The organism is Pseudomonas sp. NBB, assembly GCF_032701105.1.
Lineage (GTDB): Bacteria > Pseudomonadota > Gammaproteobacteria > Pseudomonadales > Pseudomonadaceae > Aquipseudomonas > Aquipseudomonas asiatica.
Map to the genome: position 1 here is coordinate 1,378,762 of NZ_CP103994.1, position 18,840 is coordinate 1,397,601.

Sequence of the window (18,840 nt, forward strand, 5' to 3'; positions counted from 1 at the left end):
CTTTGGCGAAAACATTCAAAAGCCCGGCCAAAAAGCCGGGTTTTTTCGTCTGGATAGCTCAGTTGGTTAGAGCGCTCGGCCTGTCGTATTTACGATGGTGTACGTGCTGAGAGGTCGCGGGTTCAACTCCCGAGCCAGACGCCACATTCAAGCCCCGCCATCGTGCGGGGCTTTTTCGTTCTCGGCTCCACCACGCCCATCGCTCCAAGCTGGGAGTGCTGTTGGGGCCGAACCTAATCTGCTCCCCGAAACGGGAGGAATCGAGATGCCGAACATGCCCGAGAAGGATCCTGGCCTGTGGGCCGCTGTGCTCACCTGGGGGCTAGCTCATCAGCCTCAGCTGTATGCCGCTGGCTTGTCAGTTGCGATCGCCGTCCTCCGGGTGGTGTATGGCGGCGGGACCCGCCGGCAGATGTTCTTGGAGGGCGCCTTGTGCGGCCTCATCACCCTGGCCCTGGTGCCGCTGCTCGAATGGATGGGCCTGCCACAGGGCATGGCCACCTTCGCTGGCGGCATGGTCGGCTTCATGGGCGTTGAGAAGCTTCGCGGCTACTCCGACCTTTTCCTTTCTCGCAAGGCGCAGGGGTGATCCATGCCCCTGCCCGAGACCGCCAAGAAACCCAGCCCCTACGGTTACCGCTGGCAGCAGGCCCGTGAAGGCTGGCTGCGCAAGAACCCACTTTGCATTCGGTGCGAAAGTGCTGGCCTCAAGAAGCCCGCTACGGTCGTAGACCACATCCGCCCTCACCGCGGCGACATGACCCTGTTTTGGGATAGGGACAACTGGCAGTCGCTGTGCACCAACTGCCATAGCTCCTACAAGCAGCGCCTGGAGAAGTCAGGGCGCGAGGCTGGCTGCGACGTCAGCGGGAGGCCGCTTGATCCCAGGCACCACTGGAATCGGCCCTCCTGAAAGCCTCAGGGCGCGCCGGGGCCCCATGAAATGGGTAGGGGGGGTGAAAATGTTTCTCCGGAAATCTTTCCTGACCGATCGCCCTCCTCCGTGCGCAAAACCGCGAAATGAAATGATTTTTTTGAGAGCAGAAAATGGCCGGGAGACGACCCACACCGACGGAGCTGAAGCTTGTCAGAGGGAATCCCGGTAAGCGCCCGATCAACAAGAACGAGCCTCAGCCAGCCAAGCGCATTCCCAGCGCCCCCGACCACTTGAGCTCTGATGGCCAGGTGGCGTGGGGGCGGCTCACGGTGCTGCTTGACCGCATGGGCGTGCTTACCGAAGCCGATGGCTTTGCGCTTGAGCGCCTCTGCGACTGCTACTCCGAAATCCTTGCCCTACGTGACGTGATAGACGAGCAGGGGCGCACATACGAAACCACCAGCACCCAGGGCGAACTGGTGCTCAAGGCGAACCCGGCGGTGGCCATGCTTGCGGACGTAGACCGCCGCTTCAAAAGCTACCTGGTCGAGTTCGGCCTGACCCCGGCCGCGCGATCCAAGGTGCAAGTAAAAGACGATGAGCCAAAAGAAGACCAGTTCGCGGAGTTCTTCGGTTGACGACCCAGCGACTCAGTACGCCAAGGAAGTGCATTCCGGTGAGCGCGTCGCGGGGCCAGATATTCGAAATGCGTGCGCGCGTCACCTGCGGGATCTGGAGGAAGGGCCAAAGCGAGGGCTGACCTGGGATTTGGCTGCGGCCAACAAAGCTATTCGCTTCTATCGCACCGTCCTCAAGTTGAACGGTGGAGAGTTTGAAGGGCTGCCGTTCGAGCTGTTGCCCTGGCAGAAATTCATCGTGGGCAGCATCTTCGGGTGGAAGTCGAGTGATGGTTATCGCCGCTTCCGGGTCGTTTACGTCGAGAGCGGTAAGGGTTCAGGCAAGTCGCCCCTGGCCGCCGGGGTGGGGCTGACCGGACTGATCGCGGACAACGAGGCCCGCGCCGAGATCTACGCTGCCGCGACCAAGAAAGATCAGGCCATGATCCTGTTCCGGGATGCTGTGGCGATGGTGCAGCAATCGCCTGAGTTGACCAAGCGCCTGGTCTGCAGCGGCACCGGCCAGAATATCTGGAACTTGGCCTATCTCAAGTCAGGATCGTTTTTCAGACCGATCAGCTCGGACGATGGTCAGTCTGGTCCGCGGCCACACATGGCGCTGATCGACGAAGTGCACGAGCACAAGACCAACATGGTCGTGGAGATGATGCGCGCCGGCACCAAGAGCCGGAAGCAGGCGCTCATTTTCATGATCACCAACAGCGGCTCGAACAAGCGCGGCCCTTGCTGGGAATACCACGAGTATGGCTCCCGGGTTGCATCTGGGGCGCTCACTGATGACGGATTCTTCGCCTATATCTGTTCGCTGGACGAGGGTGATGATCCGATTCAGGACGAAAGCTGCTGGTTCAAGTCGAACCCTTCGCTGCAGGATGCTGATCTTCCGGGCATGAAGTACTTGCGCGAACAGGTGACCGAAGCTCGCGGGATGCCGAGCAAAGAAGCGATGGTGCGGCGCCTCAACTTCTGCGAATGGACCGGTGCTGAGTCACCGTGGATCTCCTGGGATGTCTGGAGCCAGGCTGAAGAACGCGTACCGATGTCGCTGCTACGCAATCGCCCCAGCGTTGGCGGACTGGACCTGTCCAGTACGACGGACCTGACATCATTTGTCCTGCTCTTCTACCCGACCTACGAGGATCCTCACTGGCGGCTGTTGCCGTATTTCTGGATTCCCGACCACGAACTCGACAAGCGCGAAGCCCGCGACAAGGTGCCCTACGCGGCGTGGGTTAAATCGCGAGATCTAGAAACAACGCCAGGGCGTGCCATCAGCAAGCTGCATGTGTTGCGTCGACTCCAGACCATCTGTGACTTCTTCCAGGTGGACAAGATCGCCTTTGACCGTTGGCGCATTGAAGACATGCGGCAGCTGATGACCGAGTACGACATCACACTGCCTGAGCTCGTTGAGTTCGGGCAGGGCTTCAAGGATATGGGGCCGGCGGTAGACGAGTTTGAGCGGCGCCTGCTCGGCATGATCGAGCAGCAATCAGAAGAAGAGGGTGGCACGGCGGAGTTCTTCGATGATGCTCTGCCGGCCGAGGCCGTGGAGTCTCTGCGGCACGATGGCAATCCAGTAATGACCTGGTGCGCCGGTAACGCGGTGATTGTTTCCGATCCGGCAAACAACCGAAAGGCCGACAAGGCGAAGGCAACGGGCCGAATTGACGGAATCATTGCCGCGATCATGGCGACCGGCATCAGTGGGGCAGTGTCTTCCGGCAGTAGCGGCAGTTCCATTTACGACGAAGGAGTAGGGGTTTGAACACCATTGCAATCGCTGCGTGGGTTGCCGGGCTGGTTGGCTTCGGCCTGCTGGTCGCCGGGATCGCCCTGATCCATGTGCCCGCTGCGCTCATTTCTGCCGGATTAGGCTTGATCGGCTGGGCCTGGCTGGCCGACAAAGCCGCAGCCCGAGTACCTCTCAAACCCAGCCCAGAGGGAGGCTGATTATGTTCTTCAGCAATCTTCTTGGCGCCAATGAAGGGCTTGTTTCGGATGGTGGCAGCAGTTTTTGGCGGCGCGGGGTAGGGTCTAGCCGCTCCGCAGCCGGAGTGACGGTGACCCCGGACACCGCGTTGGCGATCACTGTCTTGCAGACGTGTGTCACGCTGCTGGCGGAGAGCGTGGGCCAGTTACCACTTGAGCTGTATCGCCGGCTGGGTGACGGCAAGCGTGAATCGGCAACGGCTCATCCGCTCTATGATGTTCTGCGCTATCAGCCGAATCCCTGGCAAACCCCTTATGAGTACCGAGAATCGGGCCAGCTCGCCTTGGGGCTGCGAGGGAACTGCTACAGCTTCATCGAGCGCAACGACGACGGCTCGGTGAAGGCCCTCTATCCGCTGCGGAACGACAAGGTGGTGGTGCTCAAAGGAGGCGATCTACGTCCCGTGTACCGCATTGGCGGGCACGATCCGCTACCCATGCGGCTGATTCATCATGTGCGCTGGCATACGAAGAACCATTACACCGGCCTCTCTCCTGTTGAGCTGCACGCCGATGCCGTTGGCCTGGCGCAGGCTGTGAGGCAGTACGCGGGCAAGTCATTTGCCAACGGCACTGCGGTGAGTGGTGTCATTGAGCGCCCGAAAGAGGCACCGCCGATCAAGGAGCAGTCCAGTATTGACCGCATCCTCGATCAGTGGGGCAACAAGTTCTCGGGGATCGACAACGCGAAAAAGGTCGCGATGTTGCAGGAAGGCATGACCTTCAAGGCCGTGTCGATGAACAACGTCGACGCCGAGCTGCTGGGCATCCTCAAGGCCACCGGGCTCGATATCGCCCGAATCTACAAGATTCCGCCGCACATGATTAACGAGCTGGAGAAGGCCAGCTACAACAGCCTTGAACAGCTGTTGATCCAGTACGTGATCTTCGCCCTGATGCCCTGGGTGAAGCGCCACGAGCAGGCCATGATGCGCGATTTCCTGCTGCCGTCGGAGCGGCGGGATTACTTCATCGAGTTCAACCTGTCTGGCCTGCTGCGCGGCGACCAAAAAAGCCGCTACGACGCCTATGCAATTGGCAGGCAGTGGGGATGGTTGTCGATCAACGACATCCGGCGCCTGGAAAACATGCCGCCCGTTGCCAGCGGCGACAGTTATCTGCAGCCGCTCAACATGGCCGATGTGGCCAACGGCCTGCCCGACATGACTAACCCCAACGTCCGCGCCCAGCTGGAACAGCAGCGTGACGACATCCTGAGGATGCTTGCCGCATGAAACGACATTTGCGCGCTGCCAGCTTGCTGTTCAACCAGCCGCTACTGACTACACCCGGCATGCTGGACCTGGCAGTGCGCTGGGCGAACCAGACCATGAGCCTGAACATCGTAAATCTGAACATGAGCGGCGCCGCTGCTAATCCATCGATGTTCTGTGACGATGAAGACTACCAGACCGAGCAGGATCGCCGCGAAGAACAGCGCCGCGCCGCCATCGCTCAGACGGGCGTGGAGGTGATCCCCGTTCATGGCGTTCTGGTGAGTCGCGGCAGCCACTTGAACGCCTGCGAGACCATGACCAGCTACGAAGGGCTGCGAGCAGCCCTGAATAAGGCAATCACCGACCCCATGGTCGAGCACATTGTTCTCGACATTGACAGTCCAGGTGGCAGCGCAGTCGGCGCTTTCGAGCTGGCGGCGGACATTCGCGCCGCGACCAAGATCAAGCCAATCACCGGCCTGGTTAACTTCATGGCCTACTCGGGGGGATACCTGATTGCGTCTGCTTGTACTGAAGTCGTGGTCAGCCTGACCTCCGGTGTAGGGTCCATCGGCGTGGTGGCCAGCCACATGGACCGCTCGAAGATGATCGAAGGCATGGGCGTGAAGGTCACAACCGTTTTTGCCGGGGCGCACAAGAACGATCTGAGCCCGAACGAGCCGATTACCGAGCAATCGCTGCAGGTGCTTAACGAAGTCGTGCAAGAAAGTTATCAGCTGTTCACGACCCACGTTGCCGAATATCGCGGCCGTGATGTTGCAGACATCATCGCCACCGAGGCTGCCTGCTATCGCGGCGCTTCTGCCATCGCCATCGGCCTGGCGGACCGCCTGGAATCGCCGCAACTTGCGGTGGACAACCTCTCGCGCGCCGTTGCCCTCAGCCGTGCGCAGCGGCAAGGACCACAGACACAGCAGCGCATCAGCGTGCGGGCCTCGGCCTTTGCCATTCAGTCCCAACTCTGACCGCGTTCGCGGCAGTGACCACAACCGCCTGATGGCGGTTTTTTTATGCCCAGGAGGCAGCATGTCCCTCGTAACTCAATTGCGTAGCGAACGCGCCACTATCAATAGCTCGATCCAGGCGCTTGCCCAGATCGAAGCGGCCGGCACTGCGCTCAGTGCCGAGCAACTGGCCCAGTTCGAGCAACTCAGCAATCAATTCAATGCGCTGACCGACAAGCTCGCGCGTGCCGAGGCCGCTGAGCGTATGGCCACGACCAGTGCCGTGCCGGTAAATGAAAGCGCCCAAGGCATCAATGGCCCGCCCAGCAATATCAGCGGCCCTTTCACCGCCAAGCCGGTGCCGGGTGCCAACATGGCGCAGATGGTCCGCGTGCTGGCCGCTTCCCGTGGCGATCAACAGGCAGCCGCGAAGTTGGCCGCCGACTCGGGCTACAACCCTGAAATCGCCATGGCGCTCAGCACCGTAACCCCAGGCGCCGGCGGGGTGCTGGTGCCGCAGAGCTTCTCTAGCGAAGTCATCGAGCTGCTCCGGCCAAAGTCGGTGGTTCGCAAGCTCGGGGCGGTTTCGCTGCCACTGGAAAGTGGCAATCTCACTGTTCCGCGCATCAAGGGCGGTGCGGTGGTGGGGTACATCGGTACTGAAGAGGATATGCCTGCCACCGATATGCAGTTCGACGACCTCAAATTGTCGTCGAAGAAGCTGGCGGCACTGGTTCCGATCAGCAACGACCTGCTGGGGTACTCGGGTACCAACCCCAACGTAGACCGCCTGGTGGTGAACGATCTCACTGCCTCCGTGGCACTGGCAGAGGACCTGTCCTTCCTGCGTGGCGCCGGCACCGGAAACCTGCCAAAAGGTCTGCGTTTCTGGGCGCCGTCCTTCAACGTCTTTGCCGCACCTGCAGAGATCACCCTGCAGGCGGTGGAGAATGCGCTTTCCGCATTGATCCTGCGCCTGGAGAACGCAAACTCCAACATGACCTCTCCGGGCTTTGTCATGGCGCCGCGGACCAAGCGCTGGCTGGCTGCGCTGCGTGATGGCAACGGCAACAAAGCTTACCCGGAACTGGACATGAACCTGTTGAAGGGCTTCCCGGTCGGCTCGACTACTCAGATCCCCATCAACCTGGGGGCCGAGGGCGATGCTTCGGAGATCCACTTCGCGGACTTTGCCGACTGCTTCATCGGCGAAGACGATGCCATGGTCATCGATTTCAGCAAGGAAGCAACCTACAAAGACGGCAGCGGCAACGTCATCAGCGCATTCCAGCGTGACCAGACCCTGGTTCGCGTAATCGCCAAGCACGACTTCGGTCCGCGCCATGTCGAATCGGTCGCAGTGATGACCGATGTCAAATGGGGTAGCTCCCTGTAACGCAGTACGCCCGGTACGCCGGGCCTTCCTTTCCAATATCCGGGAGCATCCCATGACCAAAGTCATTGTTACTTTTGAAAAAAACTGGCGCGGCTATGCCGCTGGCGAAACCGCCGGCTTTGACGCCGCTGTAGCCGAAGGTTTGGTGGAGGCGGGTTATGCCAGTGAGGCGGGCAAGCAGGCGAAGAAAGGCAAGTCCGGGGTGGCCAGCGGCAGTGCAGCGGGCAAAGATGGCGGTGCCGATGCCTCCGCCGCTGCGGGCAAGCCCGATGATTCGGCAGGCTCTGACGGCAAGCCCTGATCATGGCTCGCCGCATCGCTTACACGGGGGAGCCCGTGTTGACGTTGGAGCAAGTTGCCTTTCAGTGCCGCGCTGAACCAGAAGATCTGCAGCCCGCGCTGATCAATCAGATCATCATCCCAGGCGTTACAGCGCAGGGCGAGTCGAGGACGGGCGCGGCCATACGAGAGGCGAGCTACGAGGAAGATTGGCCGGCGCACTATCCCTCAGGACACCATCTCGATGTTGGCCAGGTGGTCGCTGTCGAATCCGTCATGCTGCTCGGCGCTGCTGGCCCACCGGTGGAATTCACTGGTGCGGTTGAGCTCATTCAAGGTGACAAGGAAAGCTACCTGGCATTTCCATCCGGCCGACCAGAAGGACGCCTGCGCATTCGCTACCGCGCAGGCGTCGATCTAGAGGCGCACCCTGGGGTTGTGAGCTGGCTGCTGATGGCTGCCGAAACGGCATTCGCCCAGCGCGGGCTGTTGATTGTTGGCCAAACGCTGACCGAGGTTCCTTCGGGTTTTGTCGACCACTTACTGGCGGATATCACTGTTCCGCCGAGGTTCTGAACATGGCTAGTTCGATAGGCACACGCGAGCCGGAATCCGGCGAGCTGGACCGGCGCATCACTATTCGGCTGCGCGAAGATCTGCCTGTTGAAGACGCAGATCTGGATGCGGTATTCACCCAGCCTCGCCACCGCTGGGCCAAGATCCGCGCCGTCGGCACAGCGGTCTACACCGACAGCGTCCAAACGGACGACAAGATCACGCATCGGGTGTGGGTTCGACTGCTGGGCGGCATCACGACCTCGCATGAAGTGGTGGCGGGAGGCGCGATTTACCGCGTCAAGCGCTGCGCACCCTGGGGTGCAGGTAAGCGCTTCACCTTGATTGAAGTTGAAGAGCTCGGCCAGCAGCAAGAGGAAGGGGGGCTCTATGGCTAACTCGGCTTCCATTGACGGCTATTTGCACATCGAGGGCTTCGACCAGTTCGGGCGTGAAATCTTCGACAAGAAGCAGATCAGGAAAGGGATGCGCAAGGCTGGCCGTCTGGTCAGTCGCCGTGCCCAGCTGAACCTTGCTTTGGCCCGTGGGAAAGACAACTACCCGGTCAGTCGAACCGGCAGGACCGTCGAGTCGATCACGTTCAAGGTCTCCCGGGCGGGTTTCCTGGTGAAGATTGCGCCGCGCAAGACCTCGTCCATGAAGGACTACTACCCGACCTACCTGCATTACGGCGTGAAGCAGGGGGCTCGTGTTCGCGGGCTCGCATCCGGCAAGCGCCGTGGCAAGGGCGAACGTGCCGCCGCTCTCGCAGAGCGGGCCGCAAGCGGATGGCGCATCGCGCCGCGGGCCAACTACATGGAAGACGCCCTGCAGGACGAAAAAGATCAGGTCCAGTCGATCCTCAAAGCAGCCTTCGCCGCCGCGTTGCGCTGACCAGCAGGCCCGCCGGGCCGGTAAACCAGCATGAAAATCTCACCCGTCATCGCGCACCTGCGCGAGTACTGCCCGAGCCTGGCCGACAGAATCTCGGGCGGCATCGACCTCGATGCCGTCAGCTCGTCCACGCTGCTGAAGAACCCCTCGGCCTATGTGATCGCCGCTGATGACAAAGCCGGCGAGAACAAGGCGCAGAACGCAGTTACCCAGGACATCGAGGATCGCTTTGAGGTGGTGTTCGCCATGGACACCAAGGACGAGCGCGGCCAGCAGGCCGCCGACCTGCTGCACGACTTTCGCAAGGAGCTGTGGCGGGCCTTGGTCGGCTGGCGGCCTGGTGAGGAGTACGACCCCATCGTCTACGACGGTGGCGGGTTGGTGCTGATCAACCGTGCTCGGGTGGTCTACCGCTTCAGTTTCTCGGCTGGCTTCCAGCTGGGCCGCAACCGCGGCAGTGACCCCGCCGAAACCTGGCACGAGTTTGAGCTTGACGGCCTCCCGCCGCTGAAGGGCATCGATTTCAGCCTGGACAGCCTTGACCCGAAAGACCCCAACCACACCTCGCCTGGGCCTGATGGTCGGGTCGAAGTGCGCTTTTCCACCGAACTACCACAAGGGTAATCCCCATGACTCGAATCACCGTGTATCCGGTGGAGGGCCGCGTCGTGCCCGACCCGGAGCTGGGCGGCACGCTGCCTGCCGCCGGGCGCGAAGTGCCGCGCGATGCCTACTGGTTGCGTCGCCTGCGCGCGGGCGATGTAACCGACAAGAAATCTGCTGCTGCCAAGGCTTCGACCAAGGCGCCGGCCACCACCGGGAGCGCTGAATAATGGCCGTCAGTTTCAATACCATCCCCAGCGACCTGCGTGTGCCGCTGTTCTATGCCGAGGTCGATAACAGCCAGGCCAACAGCGCGAGCGGCAGTTTGCTGCGCCTGCTGGTCGGTCAGGTCAACGACGATGCCGACGCCCCGGAAATCGGCAAGCTGACGCTGGTGTCGGACCTCAGTCTGGCCAAGACCATTGGCGGCGTCGGTTCGATGCTGGCCGACATGTACGAGACCTGGCGCCGCATCGACCTGGTGGGCGAGGTGTGGTGCCTGCCCATCAAGGCGACCGGCACCAAGGCCACCGGCAAGGTAGCCATTACCGGTACCACCACGGCCGGCGGGCAGATCAATTTGTACGTCGGTGGCCAGCGCGTGCGCGCCACGGTGGCCAGTGGGGCGTCGGCGGCGGCAGTGGCCACCGCGCTGGCAGCAGCGGTCAACGCCGCCGGCCTGGGTGTTTCGGCGACCACCGCCACCGGTGACGTGACCTTGACCTGTCGCTGGTCCGGCCTCAGCGGCAACGACATTCAGCTGGAGCTGAACCGCCAAGGGCGCAGCAATGGCGAGATGACCCCGGCCGGCCTGGTCGTGACTGTCACGGCGATGGCCGGCGGGGTCGGTTCGCCGGACGTGGCCGAAGCGCTGTCGGTGCTCGGCGACGAGCCGTTTGAGTTCATCTGTGCGCCGTGGACCGATGCCACCTCACTGGATGCCTGGAAAGGCTTCATGGACGACAGCAGCGGCCGCTGGAGCTGGTCGCGGCAACTGTACGGCCATGTCTACTCGGCCTGCCGTGGCACGCTGGGCGAGCTGGTGGCCTTGGGCAGTGCCCGCAACGACCCGCACATGACCGTGTACGGCTTCGAGCCGGAATGCCCGGACCCGGTGTGGCGCCAGGCCGCCAGCTATGCCGCGCGCACCGCCGTGTTCATCTCGGCGGACCCGGCCAGGCCGACGCAAACCGGCGAGCTGAACGGCATTACCCCGGCGCCGTCGGGGGATCGCTTCACTTTGACCGAGCGGCAATCGCTGCTGACCCATGGCATTGCCACCGGCTACAGCAGTGGTGGGGCGCAGCGCATCGAGCGCGGCATTACCACCTACCAGCAGAATGCCCTGGGCCAGCCGGACAACTCGTTCTTGGACAGCGAAACGCTGCATCAGTCGGCCTACATCATCAACTTCCTCAAGGGTCGGGTCACCAGCAAGTACGGGCGGCACAAGCTGGCCGATGACGGCACGCGCTTCGGCGCTGGCCAGGCCATCGTCACGCCGAATGTGATCCGCGCCGAACTGATCGCCGGTTACTACGTTCTGGAGTCGATGGGCATCACTGAGAACGCTGAACTGTTCGCCAAGTACCTGGTGGTGGAGCGTTCGGCCACTGATCCGACCCGTCTGGATGTGCTGTATCCGCCGGACCTGGTGAACCAGCTGCGCGTGCTCGCGCTGCAGTACCAGTTCCGCCTGCAGTACGCGGCGTCGTAACTGAACCACCCACCAAGGCCCGCCGTGTGCGGGCCTTTTTGTAGGAGTTGCCCATGGGCAAAAAAGTCGCAGGCACCGTCTTCATCAAGGCTGACGGCGCCCAATTCACTGTCACGGGTGGGGTTGAATGTCCGCTCAGTGACGTCAAGCGCGAATCCGTCGCGCCGGGCTTCTTCAAGGAAGAGGACCGGGTGCCCTATGTCCAGGCCACGGTGGTCGATGACCCTGATTTGCCGATCGCGCAGATCACCGGAGCAACCGACGCAACGATCACGGCCGAGCTCGGCAATGGCCGCGTCTATGTGCTGTCCGGCGCTTACCTAGTCGACGAGCCGGCGGCCAAGGGCGATGACGGCACCATCGATCTCAAGTGGGAAGGCACCAAGGGGGTGTGGCAATGACCGAAGTCATCAAGCTGTCGGCGCCGATCCAGGCGCACGGCGCGGACGTCACCCAGCTCGAGCTACGCCGGCCCACGGTGCAGGAGGTGCGAAACATCAAGGCGCTGCCGTACAAGATGGACAAGGACGAGGCCGTGTCGCTCGACATGGACGTGGCCGCCAAGTACATCGCCGTCTGCGCCGCCATCCCGACCTCATCGGTCAACCAGCTGGACCTGGCGGACCTGAACAACGCCGCCTGGACCGTCGCCGGTTTTTTCTTGGCGCCGGCATCAGCGACGTTGACGGCCTGATCGCCACAGCCTACGACCTGGCCTGGTTCTGGAAGTCAGACCCGGAGCAGGTCATGGGCCGCACCCTGGACGTGATCTTGGAAGCCACCGCGCATAGCCAGCGCATCGCGGAAACGCTGAGGGGGGAGGATGGCTGACAAGTTCCAGCTCAAGGCGCTGATCACCGGCGTCGACAAGCTCTCGCCGACCTTGGCGGGCGTGCGCAAGAACATCTCCACGTTCCGCAAGAACCTGGAGAGCACCGGCCTCGGGAAGATCGGCTGGAGCGACATCATCACCGGCGGGGCGATGGCGGCCCCATTCATTGCCGGCGCGCGGGCTGCCATCGACTTCGAGTCGCAGATGGCCGACGTGCGCAAGGTGGTGAACTTCGACACGCCGACCCAGTTTAAGGAAATGGGTGACGACATCGGGCGTTTGTCCGAGCGCTTGCCCATGGCGGCGACCGACATCGCCAAGATCGTCGCAGCCGGTGGTCAGTCTGGCATCGCCCGGGATGAGCTGCTGAGTTTCGCCGAATCGGCGGTCAAGATGGGCATTGCCTTTGACCAGACTGCCGACGAAAGCGGCGACATGATGGCCAAATGGCGCACTGCCTTTCGCATGAACCAGGGCGAGGTGGTGGCCTTGGCCGACCGGATCAACTACCTGGGCAACACCGGCCCGGCCACCACCAAGCAGATCTCCGGCATCGTCACCGAAGTCGGCGCACTGGGCGAAGTCGCAGGCCTGTCGTCGGCACAGGTCGCCGCCATCGGCGCAACCATGGCCGGTGTGGGCGTCAAACAGGACGTGGCGGCTACCGGTATCAAGAACTTCATGCTGGCCATGACCAAGGGCACGGCTGCCACGAAGTCCCAGGCGCAGGCGTACAAGTCGCTGCGGCTGGATTCCAAGACGGTGGCCGAGAACATGCAGAAGGATGCCCAGGGCACCATGCTGGATCTGCTCAAGCGGATTGGCCAGGTCAACGCGGCGAAGCGACCGGCACTGCTGGCCGAGCTGTTCGGCACCGAGTCCATTGGGGCCATCACGCCGCTGCTGACCAATCTGGAGCTGTTGCGCGGCAACCTGGAAAAGGTCAGTGACGCGCAGCAGTTCGCCGGCTCCATGGAACAGGAGTATTCGTCGCGGGCTGCGACCACAGCCAACAACCTGCAGCTGCTGCGCAACGGCGTGGACAGCGCGGCCAGGGCTATCGGCAATGCGTTGTTGCCCGGTATCAACGCCGTACTCGACAAGCTGCGCCCATGGATCAGCCAGGTGGCGCAGATGATCAGCGACAACCCGCAGCTGGTGCGCGGCATCGTCATCGCTGGGGCGGCCTTCACGGCGCTGCGCGCCGCAGTGTTTGCAGCGACCGTGGCCACGCGGGTACTCGGCGTGGCATTTGCCGCCACCCCGATTGGCCTCATTGCCGTGGGTATCGCAGCGGCGGCCGGCCTTATCGTCGCCAACTGGGAGAAGGTAGGGCCGTTCTTCGGCGCCCTGTGGGACCTGATAAAGGCCTACACCACGCCGTTCGTGGAATTTCTGAAAGGCATGTTCGCCTGGACCCCGCTGACCCTGATCATGAAGAACTGGGAGCCGATTGTGGGGTGGTTTAAGGGGCTATGGGATCGGGTCAGTCCGTACCTGGAGCCGCTGCTAAAGCTGTTCGGTGGGGGAGATGGCGAAAGCCTGACGGTGCGGGTGCAACGCCTGGCCGACGAGCAGAAAGCGCTCAACTCGGTCGCCGGTGGTACTGGCGCCCTGGTGCAGGCCAATGCTGTTCAGGTGGCGCAGGGCGCACAAGCCGCCCGCAACCAGGCGTTCGGGGTGAGTCCAGGCGCGCTGTTGCGGGCTCCAGAGCCGCTGCCAGCGCCTGGTGGGCTGTTGCGAGCCTCTGGCCAGATGCCTGAGCCTGGCGCCCTGTTGCGCCACTCGGCTCAGGTCAGCGCTAAGCCGCAGCTGGAAGGCGAGCTGCGCATGACGTTCGACAACCCGCCGCCGGGTCTGCGGGTAGAGAAGGTGAAGACCAACCAGCCTGGCCTGTCGGTGACCCCGAAGGTTGGCTACCGAACGATGGGAGGCACCAATGAGTGAATGGCGCGATCTTCGCCGCGAGGCGTCGTTTCGCGGCGTGCCGTTCTGGGTCGACAGCGACAGCGTGCCGGTCGGCCGGCGCACCCAGCTGCACGAATACCCCAAGCGCGACCAGCCGCTGGTGGAGGACATGGGCCGGCAGACCCGTGAATACAAGTTCGACGGTTTCATCATCGGCCCGGACTTCATCAGCCAGCGTGACCGACTGCTGGCTGCGCTGGATACGCCGGGTCCGGGCGAGCTGGTGCACCCTTGGTTCGGGCGCCTGACCGTCACGGCGGGGGATTGCGAAATCTCCCATTCCCGTTTCGAGCTGGGCATGGTGCGGTTCAACCTGGCGTTCATCGACGGCGCGCTGGCTTTCCCGGTGCAGCGGGTCAACACCCGTCGGCAACTGGCGGCGCATGTGCCGACCTTGCTGGAGTCGATCAAGGCGCGCTTTGCGGCGGTGATGGCCAAGGTTAACTGGGCGCGACAGCAGGTCAACAAGGTGCGCCGTGCCATCGCCAGTGCGTATGCCTTCGCCATCAACTTCCTCAAGCCGCTGACCTCGCTGGTGGCGGATATCGGGGCCTTGGTGCAGTCACTGATCAATGCCCCAGGCGCCTTGGCAGCCAGCCTGTTGAGTGACATTGCCAGTATTGAGCGCTGGTTCAGCGGCTACGGTTCGACCGGTTCGTCGCTGCAGTCGTCCAAGGCCAAGGCCGAGGCGATCACGGCACTGTCGGCCACGCGCGTGGCCACCGATGACCCTGATACTGCGTTGATCCAGTCGGCGGTGATTGGCCTAGTGCAGGATGCCGCGCTGGTCGACCTTCTGCTGGACATGGCCGAAGTGCCTGTGGCCAGCGTGCGCAGCATCGAGCAGCCGGCCGCGCTCAGTGTCCAGCTGGAGCAGCAGGGTGCGACTGTGACGTCAGGCAGTGTGATGGATGCCGGGGTTCCGGTAGCTGACGACATTCTGGCCGTCAGGGACGCGATCAGCGAGGCGATGTGGACCATTGCCGAGGACAGCCAGCCGGATCACTTCGGCGTTCTCAGTGACGCGCGGCAGGCCTTGGACCGGCATCTGACCGATGTGGCCCGTAGCGGGGTGTGGTTGCATCCCTATCGGCCGCGGCTGGCGGTGCCATCCCTGGTGCTGGCTCACCGGTTGTACGGCGACGCCCTGCGCGGCAGTGAAATCGTTACGCGTAACAAGATCCGCCACCCGGGCTTCGTGCCTGCCATCGAACTGCAAGTCGCCAAGAGTTAAGCCATGGAGCCAGACAACACCGTCACCCTCAGCGTTGGCGCGCATGACTATGGGGGTTGGAAAGATGTCAGCATCAGCGCCGGGCTTGAGCGGCAGGCCCGTGACTTCAGCGTTGGCGTTACCTGGAAGTGGCCGGGTAGCGGCGAAATGCCGGTGCGTATCCAGCAGGGTGAAACGGTCGAGGTGCGTATTGGCAACGACCTGGTGCTGACCGGGTACGTGTTCAGTACGCCGATCCGCTACGACGCCCACTCGATCACCCTGAGCATTTCCGGGCGTTCGAAGACCGCCGACCTGGTGGATTGTGCGGCGGTCAACTCGCCCGGCCAGTGGCGCGGACAGAGCGTGCAGAAGATTGTCGAGGCCTTGGCCGGCGAGTACGGCATCAAGGTGGTAAACGAAGCGGCGGTCACCCTCGGCCTTGATGACCACACCATCGAGCCTGGGGAAACCGCTTTCGAGAGCATCGACCGGCTACTGACCCTGTCGCGGCTGTTCAGCACGGACGATGGCCGTGGTCGCCTTGTGATTGCCACCCCGGGTACTGCCGGCCGTGCCGTCGACAACTTGGAACTGGGCAAGAACATCCTGTCGGGTGACACCAATCTGGATTTCTCCAATGTGTTCTCCGAATACATCAGCCGGGGCCAGCGCAGTGGCACCGACACGACTTTCGGCACGGCGGCCAGCGAGGTGGAAGCAACGCTGGCGGATGACCGCGTGACGCGGCGCCGGGTCAAGGTGATTCACCAGTCCGGGCAGATGACCCCGGCGATGGCACGGGCACGGGTGGATTGGGAGCGGGCCAATGCGATCAGCCGCGCCTTGACCCTGAACTACGTGGTACAGGGGTGGCGCCAGAGCAACGGGGCGTTGTGGCGGCACAACATGATCGTGCGGGTGATTGACCCGCTGATCGGCCTGGACCGCGACATGCTGATCAGTGAAATCAACTACGAGCTGGGCGAGTCGGGGACCGTGTGCAAGGTCACTGTGGCGCCGCCTGACGGCTTCCTGCCCGAGCCGAACGACGCCTACGAGAGCCGCAAGCTCAAGAAGGGCAAGAAGACCGACAACTTTGAATACCTCATTCCTGCGGACTACAAGCCATGAGAAACCCAATGGCGGGCGTATTGGCCCGTGGTGTGGTGGTGCTGGCCAACGCCACGCGCAAGCTGCAGAGCCTGCAGTTACGCATCACGGCCGGCGAAGTGAAAGACGACATGGAACACCTGGAGCCCTACGGGTTTACATCCTGCCCGCTTGAAGGCGCCGAGGCCTTGGCTGGCTTTATCGGTGACCGCAGCCACGGCGTGGTGCTGGTGGTATCGGATCGGCGTTACCGCCTGCCCGGCCTGAAGAGCGGTGAAGTGGCCTTGTACACCGACGAAGGCGACCGGGTTGTGCTCAAGCGTGGCCGGGTCATCGAGATGGAAACCCAGACGCTGCGGATCAAGGCCAGCCAGGCGGTGGAGTTCGATAGCCCGTTGATCAACACCACTGGCCGGATCGAGTCTGCCGGTGATCAAGTGGCGGGCGGTGTCAGCCAGATTAACCACCCCCATGAGGGGGTCATGCCCGGGCCGGGTCAATCCGGCAAACCGGTGGGCGGTGGCGAATGAGCCGCGAACCCCTGCTGCGCCGTGCTGTGACCATCAGCTTGTTCAGCTGGCGGCGCGCGGCTGCCGACGACGCGCTGGACGATGCCGACCGGCAGGGGTGGTGGGGCGACTGTGCGCCGAGCGAGGCCGGCGATCAGATCGGTTCGCGGCTGTATCTGCTGCGCCGCCGCACGCTGACCGATGACACCCTGCGCGATGCGCGGGAGTACGCCGAAGAGGCGCTGCGCTGGATGACCGATGACGACATTGTCACCACCGTGACGGTAACGGCGGAGCGCTTGGGTAATGACCGGCTCAACCTGGTGGTGCTGCTGACAGAGCTGAACGGGGAAACCCTCAAGCTTGCTTTTGAAGACACCTGGAGTCTGATCAATGCCGTATGAGATGCCGACGCTTCCCGCGCTGATCACGCGCACCCAATCGGATTTTGAGCGCAATGCCCCGGACGCGCTGCGCCGTTCTGACGCCAAGGTGGCTTCGCGGGTGCTGAGTGGTGCCGCCTACGGCCTGTACGGCCATCAGGAGTGGATCGCGCGGCAGTCCCACCCGGCGACCTGCGATGAAGAGATGCTGCTGAAATGGGCTGAATGGCGCCTAAAGGACGGGCGCAAGGCGGCTGTTCCAGCCGCAGGCCTCATTGTCGTCAGCGGCGCTAATAACGCCCTGGTGGATGCCGATATGGTCTACCAGCATCAGGACGGCCGCCGCTACGTCGTGACCGTAACGACGCGTCTGGTGGGCGGTACGGCGCAGGTGCCGGTGCGCGCCGAAGAACCTGGCGCCTTGGGTAACGTCGAGTCGGGCAAGCTGACCGCCGTCAGCCCTGCCTTGGCTGTGAATCCTGAGGCCATCATTGGCGCCGGCGGCTTGGCCGGCGGTGCCGATCAGGAAGAGATCGAGCAGCTGCGTACGCGAGTCCAGGCAGCGTTCCAGAACCCGAGCAAGGTAGGCAGCGGTGCCGACTTTGAAGAGTGGGCGCGGGAGGTTCCAGGTGTGACCCGCGCCTGGGCGCTGTCGCGCTGGATGGGGCCTGGTACGTTTGGCCTGATGTTCGTGTGCGACGGTGATGAGGACATTTTCCCCAGCGCTGAAAAGGTGGCTGAGGTGCAGGCTTATCTGGACGCCAAGCGCCCAGTCACTGCGGAGGTCTATGCCTTCGCACCGATCAATCGGGTCATCGACTTCACTGTCAAGCTGACCCCCGACAGTGGGGCGTTGCGCGAAGAGGTGCGCAAGTCACTGGCCACCTTGATCGCGGATGAGGCCGGGCCGGGGTCAAGGCTGTATCGCACGCATATTCGCTCCGCGATCAGTAACACCCCAGGGGAAACCGATCATGAACTGCCGACCCCGGCGGCGGATGTGCTGGTGGCCACCAATGAAATGGGCACGCTGGGGGACATCACATGGCTATGAGTGAGGACGATTACCGCGACCAGCTGCAGCAGCTGTTCCCCCCGGGGCCGGCGTTTGATGCCGAGCTGCAGCCGGATGTTGCTCAGCTGATTGACGGTTCTGCCCCGGAGCTGGCCCGCGTCGACGCGGCGGGGGCACAGCTTTCCCTTGAGCAGAACCCGGCCACGGTGACGTGGCTGCTGCCGGACTGGGAGGCGTATCTCGGCTTGCCGGATGCCTGCACGGTGCCCGGCTCGCAAACGCTGGAAGAACGCCGGCAGGCGGTCATCAACAAGCTGACCGCGACGGGTGCCCCGCAGCGCTCGTATTACCTGAGCCTGGCGGATCAAGCCGGTGTCGAGGCGCAGATTGCCGAGTTTCGGCCGCCGCGCGTGGGGCCGGCCGTGGCTGGCGACTTCCTCTACGGCGATGGCTGGCCGTGGGCGTGGCAGGTCCAAGTGCCTATCGACCACTTTGGCACAGTCGAGGCCGCCGCGCTGGATTGCCGTCTGCAGCTGGAGGCGCCCGAATATACCGATGTGCGCATGGGCTTCGGCTTGGAGGTGGTGCAGGGGATTCTCGAGAAGATTGACCAGCTGTTCAACGCCATTCATTACGTCGCCCCCGCAGCGGTGGGCGGTAACAAGGACCTTTGA

24 protein-coding genes and 1 tRNA gene are annotated in these 18,840 nt (G+C 62.9%); all 25 read left to right on the forward strand.

The features are described from left to right. Positions 1–47 precede the first annotated feature (47 nt). The 25 genes from NY023_RS06410 to NY023_RS06530 all read left to right on the forward strand — a co-directional run bounded on the left by NY023_RS06410 (position 48) and on the right by NY023_RS06530 (position 18,840). Positions 48–144 (forward strand) — tRNA-OTHER (locus NY023_RS06410). 121 nt (positions 145–265) lie between these two features. Then, positions 266–589 (forward strand): phage holin, lambda family, encoded by a 324-nt coding sequence (locus tag NY023_RS06415; protein ID WP_013971302.1) that lies wholly within the window; start codon positions 266–268, stop codon positions 587–589. Between the two features lie 3 nt (positions 590–592). Further along, positions 593–913, forward strand: a complete 321-nt coding sequence (locus tag NY023_RS06420) for an HNH endonuclease (protein ID WP_013971303.1) — start codon at positions 593–595, stop codon at positions 911–913. Between the two features lie 134 nt (positions 914–1,047). Next, on the forward strand, positions 1,048–1,515 hold the full coding sequence (locus tag NY023_RS06425; protein WP_038408990.1) for a phage terminase small subunit P27 family: 468 nt from the start codon (positions 1,048–1,050) through the stop codon (positions 1,513–1,515). Then, a complete protein-coding gene (locus NY023_RS06430) occupies positions 1,475–3,283 on the forward strand; it encodes a terminase large subunit (protein WP_049798433.1) in 1,809 nt (602 codons plus the stop codon). Before NY023_RS06425 ends, NY023_RS06430 begins: the two co-directional genes overlap by 41 nt. Next, positions 3,280–3,468, forward strand: coding sequence for a hypothetical protein (locus tag NY023_RS06435; RefSeq protein ID WP_010954706.1), 189 nt, complete (start codon positions 3,280–3,282; stop codon positions 3,466–3,468). The genes NY023_RS06430 and NY023_RS06435 overlap by 4 nt, the downstream gene beginning before the upstream one ends. A gap of 2 nt (positions 3,469–3,470) precedes the next feature. Continuing rightward, a complete protein-coding gene (locus tag NY023_RS06440; RefSeq protein ID WP_013971306.1) occupies positions 3,471–4,742 on the forward strand; it encodes a phage portal protein in 1,272 nt (423 codons plus the stop codon). Beyond that, positions 4,739–5,710 carry a S49 family peptidase gene (locus NY023_RS06445; protein ID WP_013971307.1) on the forward strand — a complete coding sequence of 324 codons (972 nt, stop codon included), beginning with the start codon at positions 4,739–4,741 and terminating at the stop codon, positions 5,708–5,710. Before NY023_RS06440 ends, NY023_RS06445 begins: the two co-directional genes overlap by 4 nt. Positions 5,711–5,771: 61 nt before the next feature. Continuing rightward, positions 5,772–7,085, forward strand: coding sequence for a phage major capsid protein (locus NY023_RS06450; RefSeq protein WP_038408992.1), 1,314 nt, complete (start codon positions 5,772–5,774; stop codon positions 7,083–7,085). 52 nt (positions 7,086–7,137) lie between these two features. Continuing rightward, on the forward strand, positions 7,138–7,386 hold the full coding sequence (locus NY023_RS06455) for a hypothetical protein (RefSeq protein WP_013971309.1): 249 nt from the start codon (positions 7,138–7,140) through the stop codon (positions 7,384–7,386). A 2-nt stretch (positions 7,387–7,388) separates the two neighbouring features. Then, a complete protein-coding gene (locus tag NY023_RS06460; RefSeq protein WP_038408995.1) occupies positions 7,389–7,940 on the forward strand; it encodes a hypothetical protein in 552 nt (183 codons plus the stop codon). Positions 7,941–7,942: 2 nt separating this feature from the next. Beyond that, positions 7,943–8,317 carry a head-tail adaptor protein gene (locus NY023_RS06465; RefSeq protein WP_013971311.1) on the forward strand — a complete coding sequence of 125 codons (375 nt, stop codon included), beginning with the start codon at positions 7,943–7,945 and terminating at the stop codon, positions 8,315–8,317. After that, positions 8,310–8,813 carry a hypothetical protein gene (locus NY023_RS06470; RefSeq protein WP_038408997.1) on the forward strand — a complete coding sequence of 168 codons (504 nt, stop codon included), beginning with the start codon at positions 8,310–8,312 and terminating at the stop codon, positions 8,811–8,813. The genes NY023_RS06465 and NY023_RS06470 overlap by 8 nt, the downstream gene beginning before the upstream one ends. Before the next feature lie 30 nt (positions 8,814–8,843). After that, a complete protein-coding gene (locus NY023_RS06475) occupies positions 8,844–9,437 on the forward strand; it encodes a hypothetical protein (protein WP_013971313.1) in 594 nt (197 codons plus the stop codon). Positions 9,438–9,442: 5 nt separating this feature from the next. Then, positions 9,443–9,646 carry a DUF2635 domain-containing protein gene (locus NY023_RS06480; RefSeq protein WP_013971314.1) on the forward strand — a complete coding sequence of 68 codons (204 nt, stop codon included), beginning with the start codon at positions 9,443–9,445 and terminating at the stop codon, positions 9,644–9,646. Further along, complete coding sequence (locus NY023_RS06485) at positions 9,646–11,133, forward strand: phage tail sheath subtilisin-like domain-containing protein (protein WP_013971315.1); 1,488 nt, start codon at positions 9,646–9,648, stop codon at positions 11,131–11,133. The genes NY023_RS06480 and NY023_RS06485 overlap by 1 nt, the downstream gene beginning before the upstream one ends. 53 nt (positions 11,134–11,186) lie before the next feature. Beyond that, positions 11,187–11,534 (forward strand): phage tail tube protein, encoded by a 348-nt coding sequence (locus NY023_RS06490; RefSeq protein ID WP_013971316.1) that lies wholly within the window; start codon positions 11,187–11,189, stop codon positions 11,532–11,534. Next, a complete protein-coding gene (locus tag NY023_RS06495) occupies positions 11,531–11,827 on the forward strand; it encodes a phage tail assembly protein (RefSeq protein ID WP_013971317.1) in 297 nt (98 codons plus the stop codon). Before NY023_RS06490 ends, NY023_RS06495 begins: the two co-directional genes overlap by 4 nt. Positions 11,828–11,956: 129 nt before the next feature. Continuing rightward, entirely contained in the window at positions 11,957–13,912 is a 1,956-nt protein-coding gene (locus NY023_RS06500) for a phage tail tape measure protein (protein ID WP_013971318.1), read from the forward strand. Further along, on the forward strand, positions 13,905–15,167 hold the full coding sequence (locus NY023_RS06505) for a DNA circularization protein (protein WP_013971319.1): 1,263 nt from the start codon (positions 13,905–13,907) through the stop codon (positions 15,165–15,167). Before NY023_RS06500 ends, NY023_RS06505 begins: the two co-directional genes overlap by 8 nt. Positions 15,168–15,170: 3 nt before the next feature. Further along, positions 15,171–16,280, forward strand: coding sequence for a phage baseplate assembly protein (locus tag NY023_RS06510; protein WP_013971320.1), 1,110 nt, complete (start codon positions 15,171–15,173; stop codon positions 16,278–16,280). A gap of 8 nt (positions 16,281–16,288) precedes the next feature. Further along, positions 16,289–16,789: a phage baseplate assembly protein V gene (locus tag NY023_RS06515; RefSeq protein ID WP_013971321.1), complete on the forward strand. Its 501-nt coding sequence runs from the start codon at positions 16,289–16,291 to the stop codon at positions 16,787–16,789. Then, complete coding sequence (locus NY023_RS06520) at positions 16,786–17,172, forward strand: phage GP46 family protein (protein ID WP_013971322.1); 387 nt, start codon at positions 16,786–16,788, stop codon at positions 17,170–17,172. Before NY023_RS06515 ends, NY023_RS06520 begins: the two co-directional genes overlap by 4 nt. Further along, positions 17,162–18,205: a baseplate J/gp47 family protein gene (locus NY023_RS06525; protein WP_038409005.1), complete on the forward strand. Its 1,044-nt coding sequence runs from the start codon at positions 17,162–17,164 to the stop codon at positions 18,203–18,205. The genes NY023_RS06520 and NY023_RS06525 overlap by 11 nt, the downstream gene beginning before the upstream one ends. Further along, complete coding sequence (locus NY023_RS06530) at positions 18,196–18,840, forward strand: YmfQ family protein (protein ID WP_013971324.1); 645 nt, start codon at positions 18,196–18,198, stop codon at positions 18,838–18,840. The genes NY023_RS06525 and NY023_RS06530 overlap by 10 nt, the downstream gene beginning before the upstream one ends.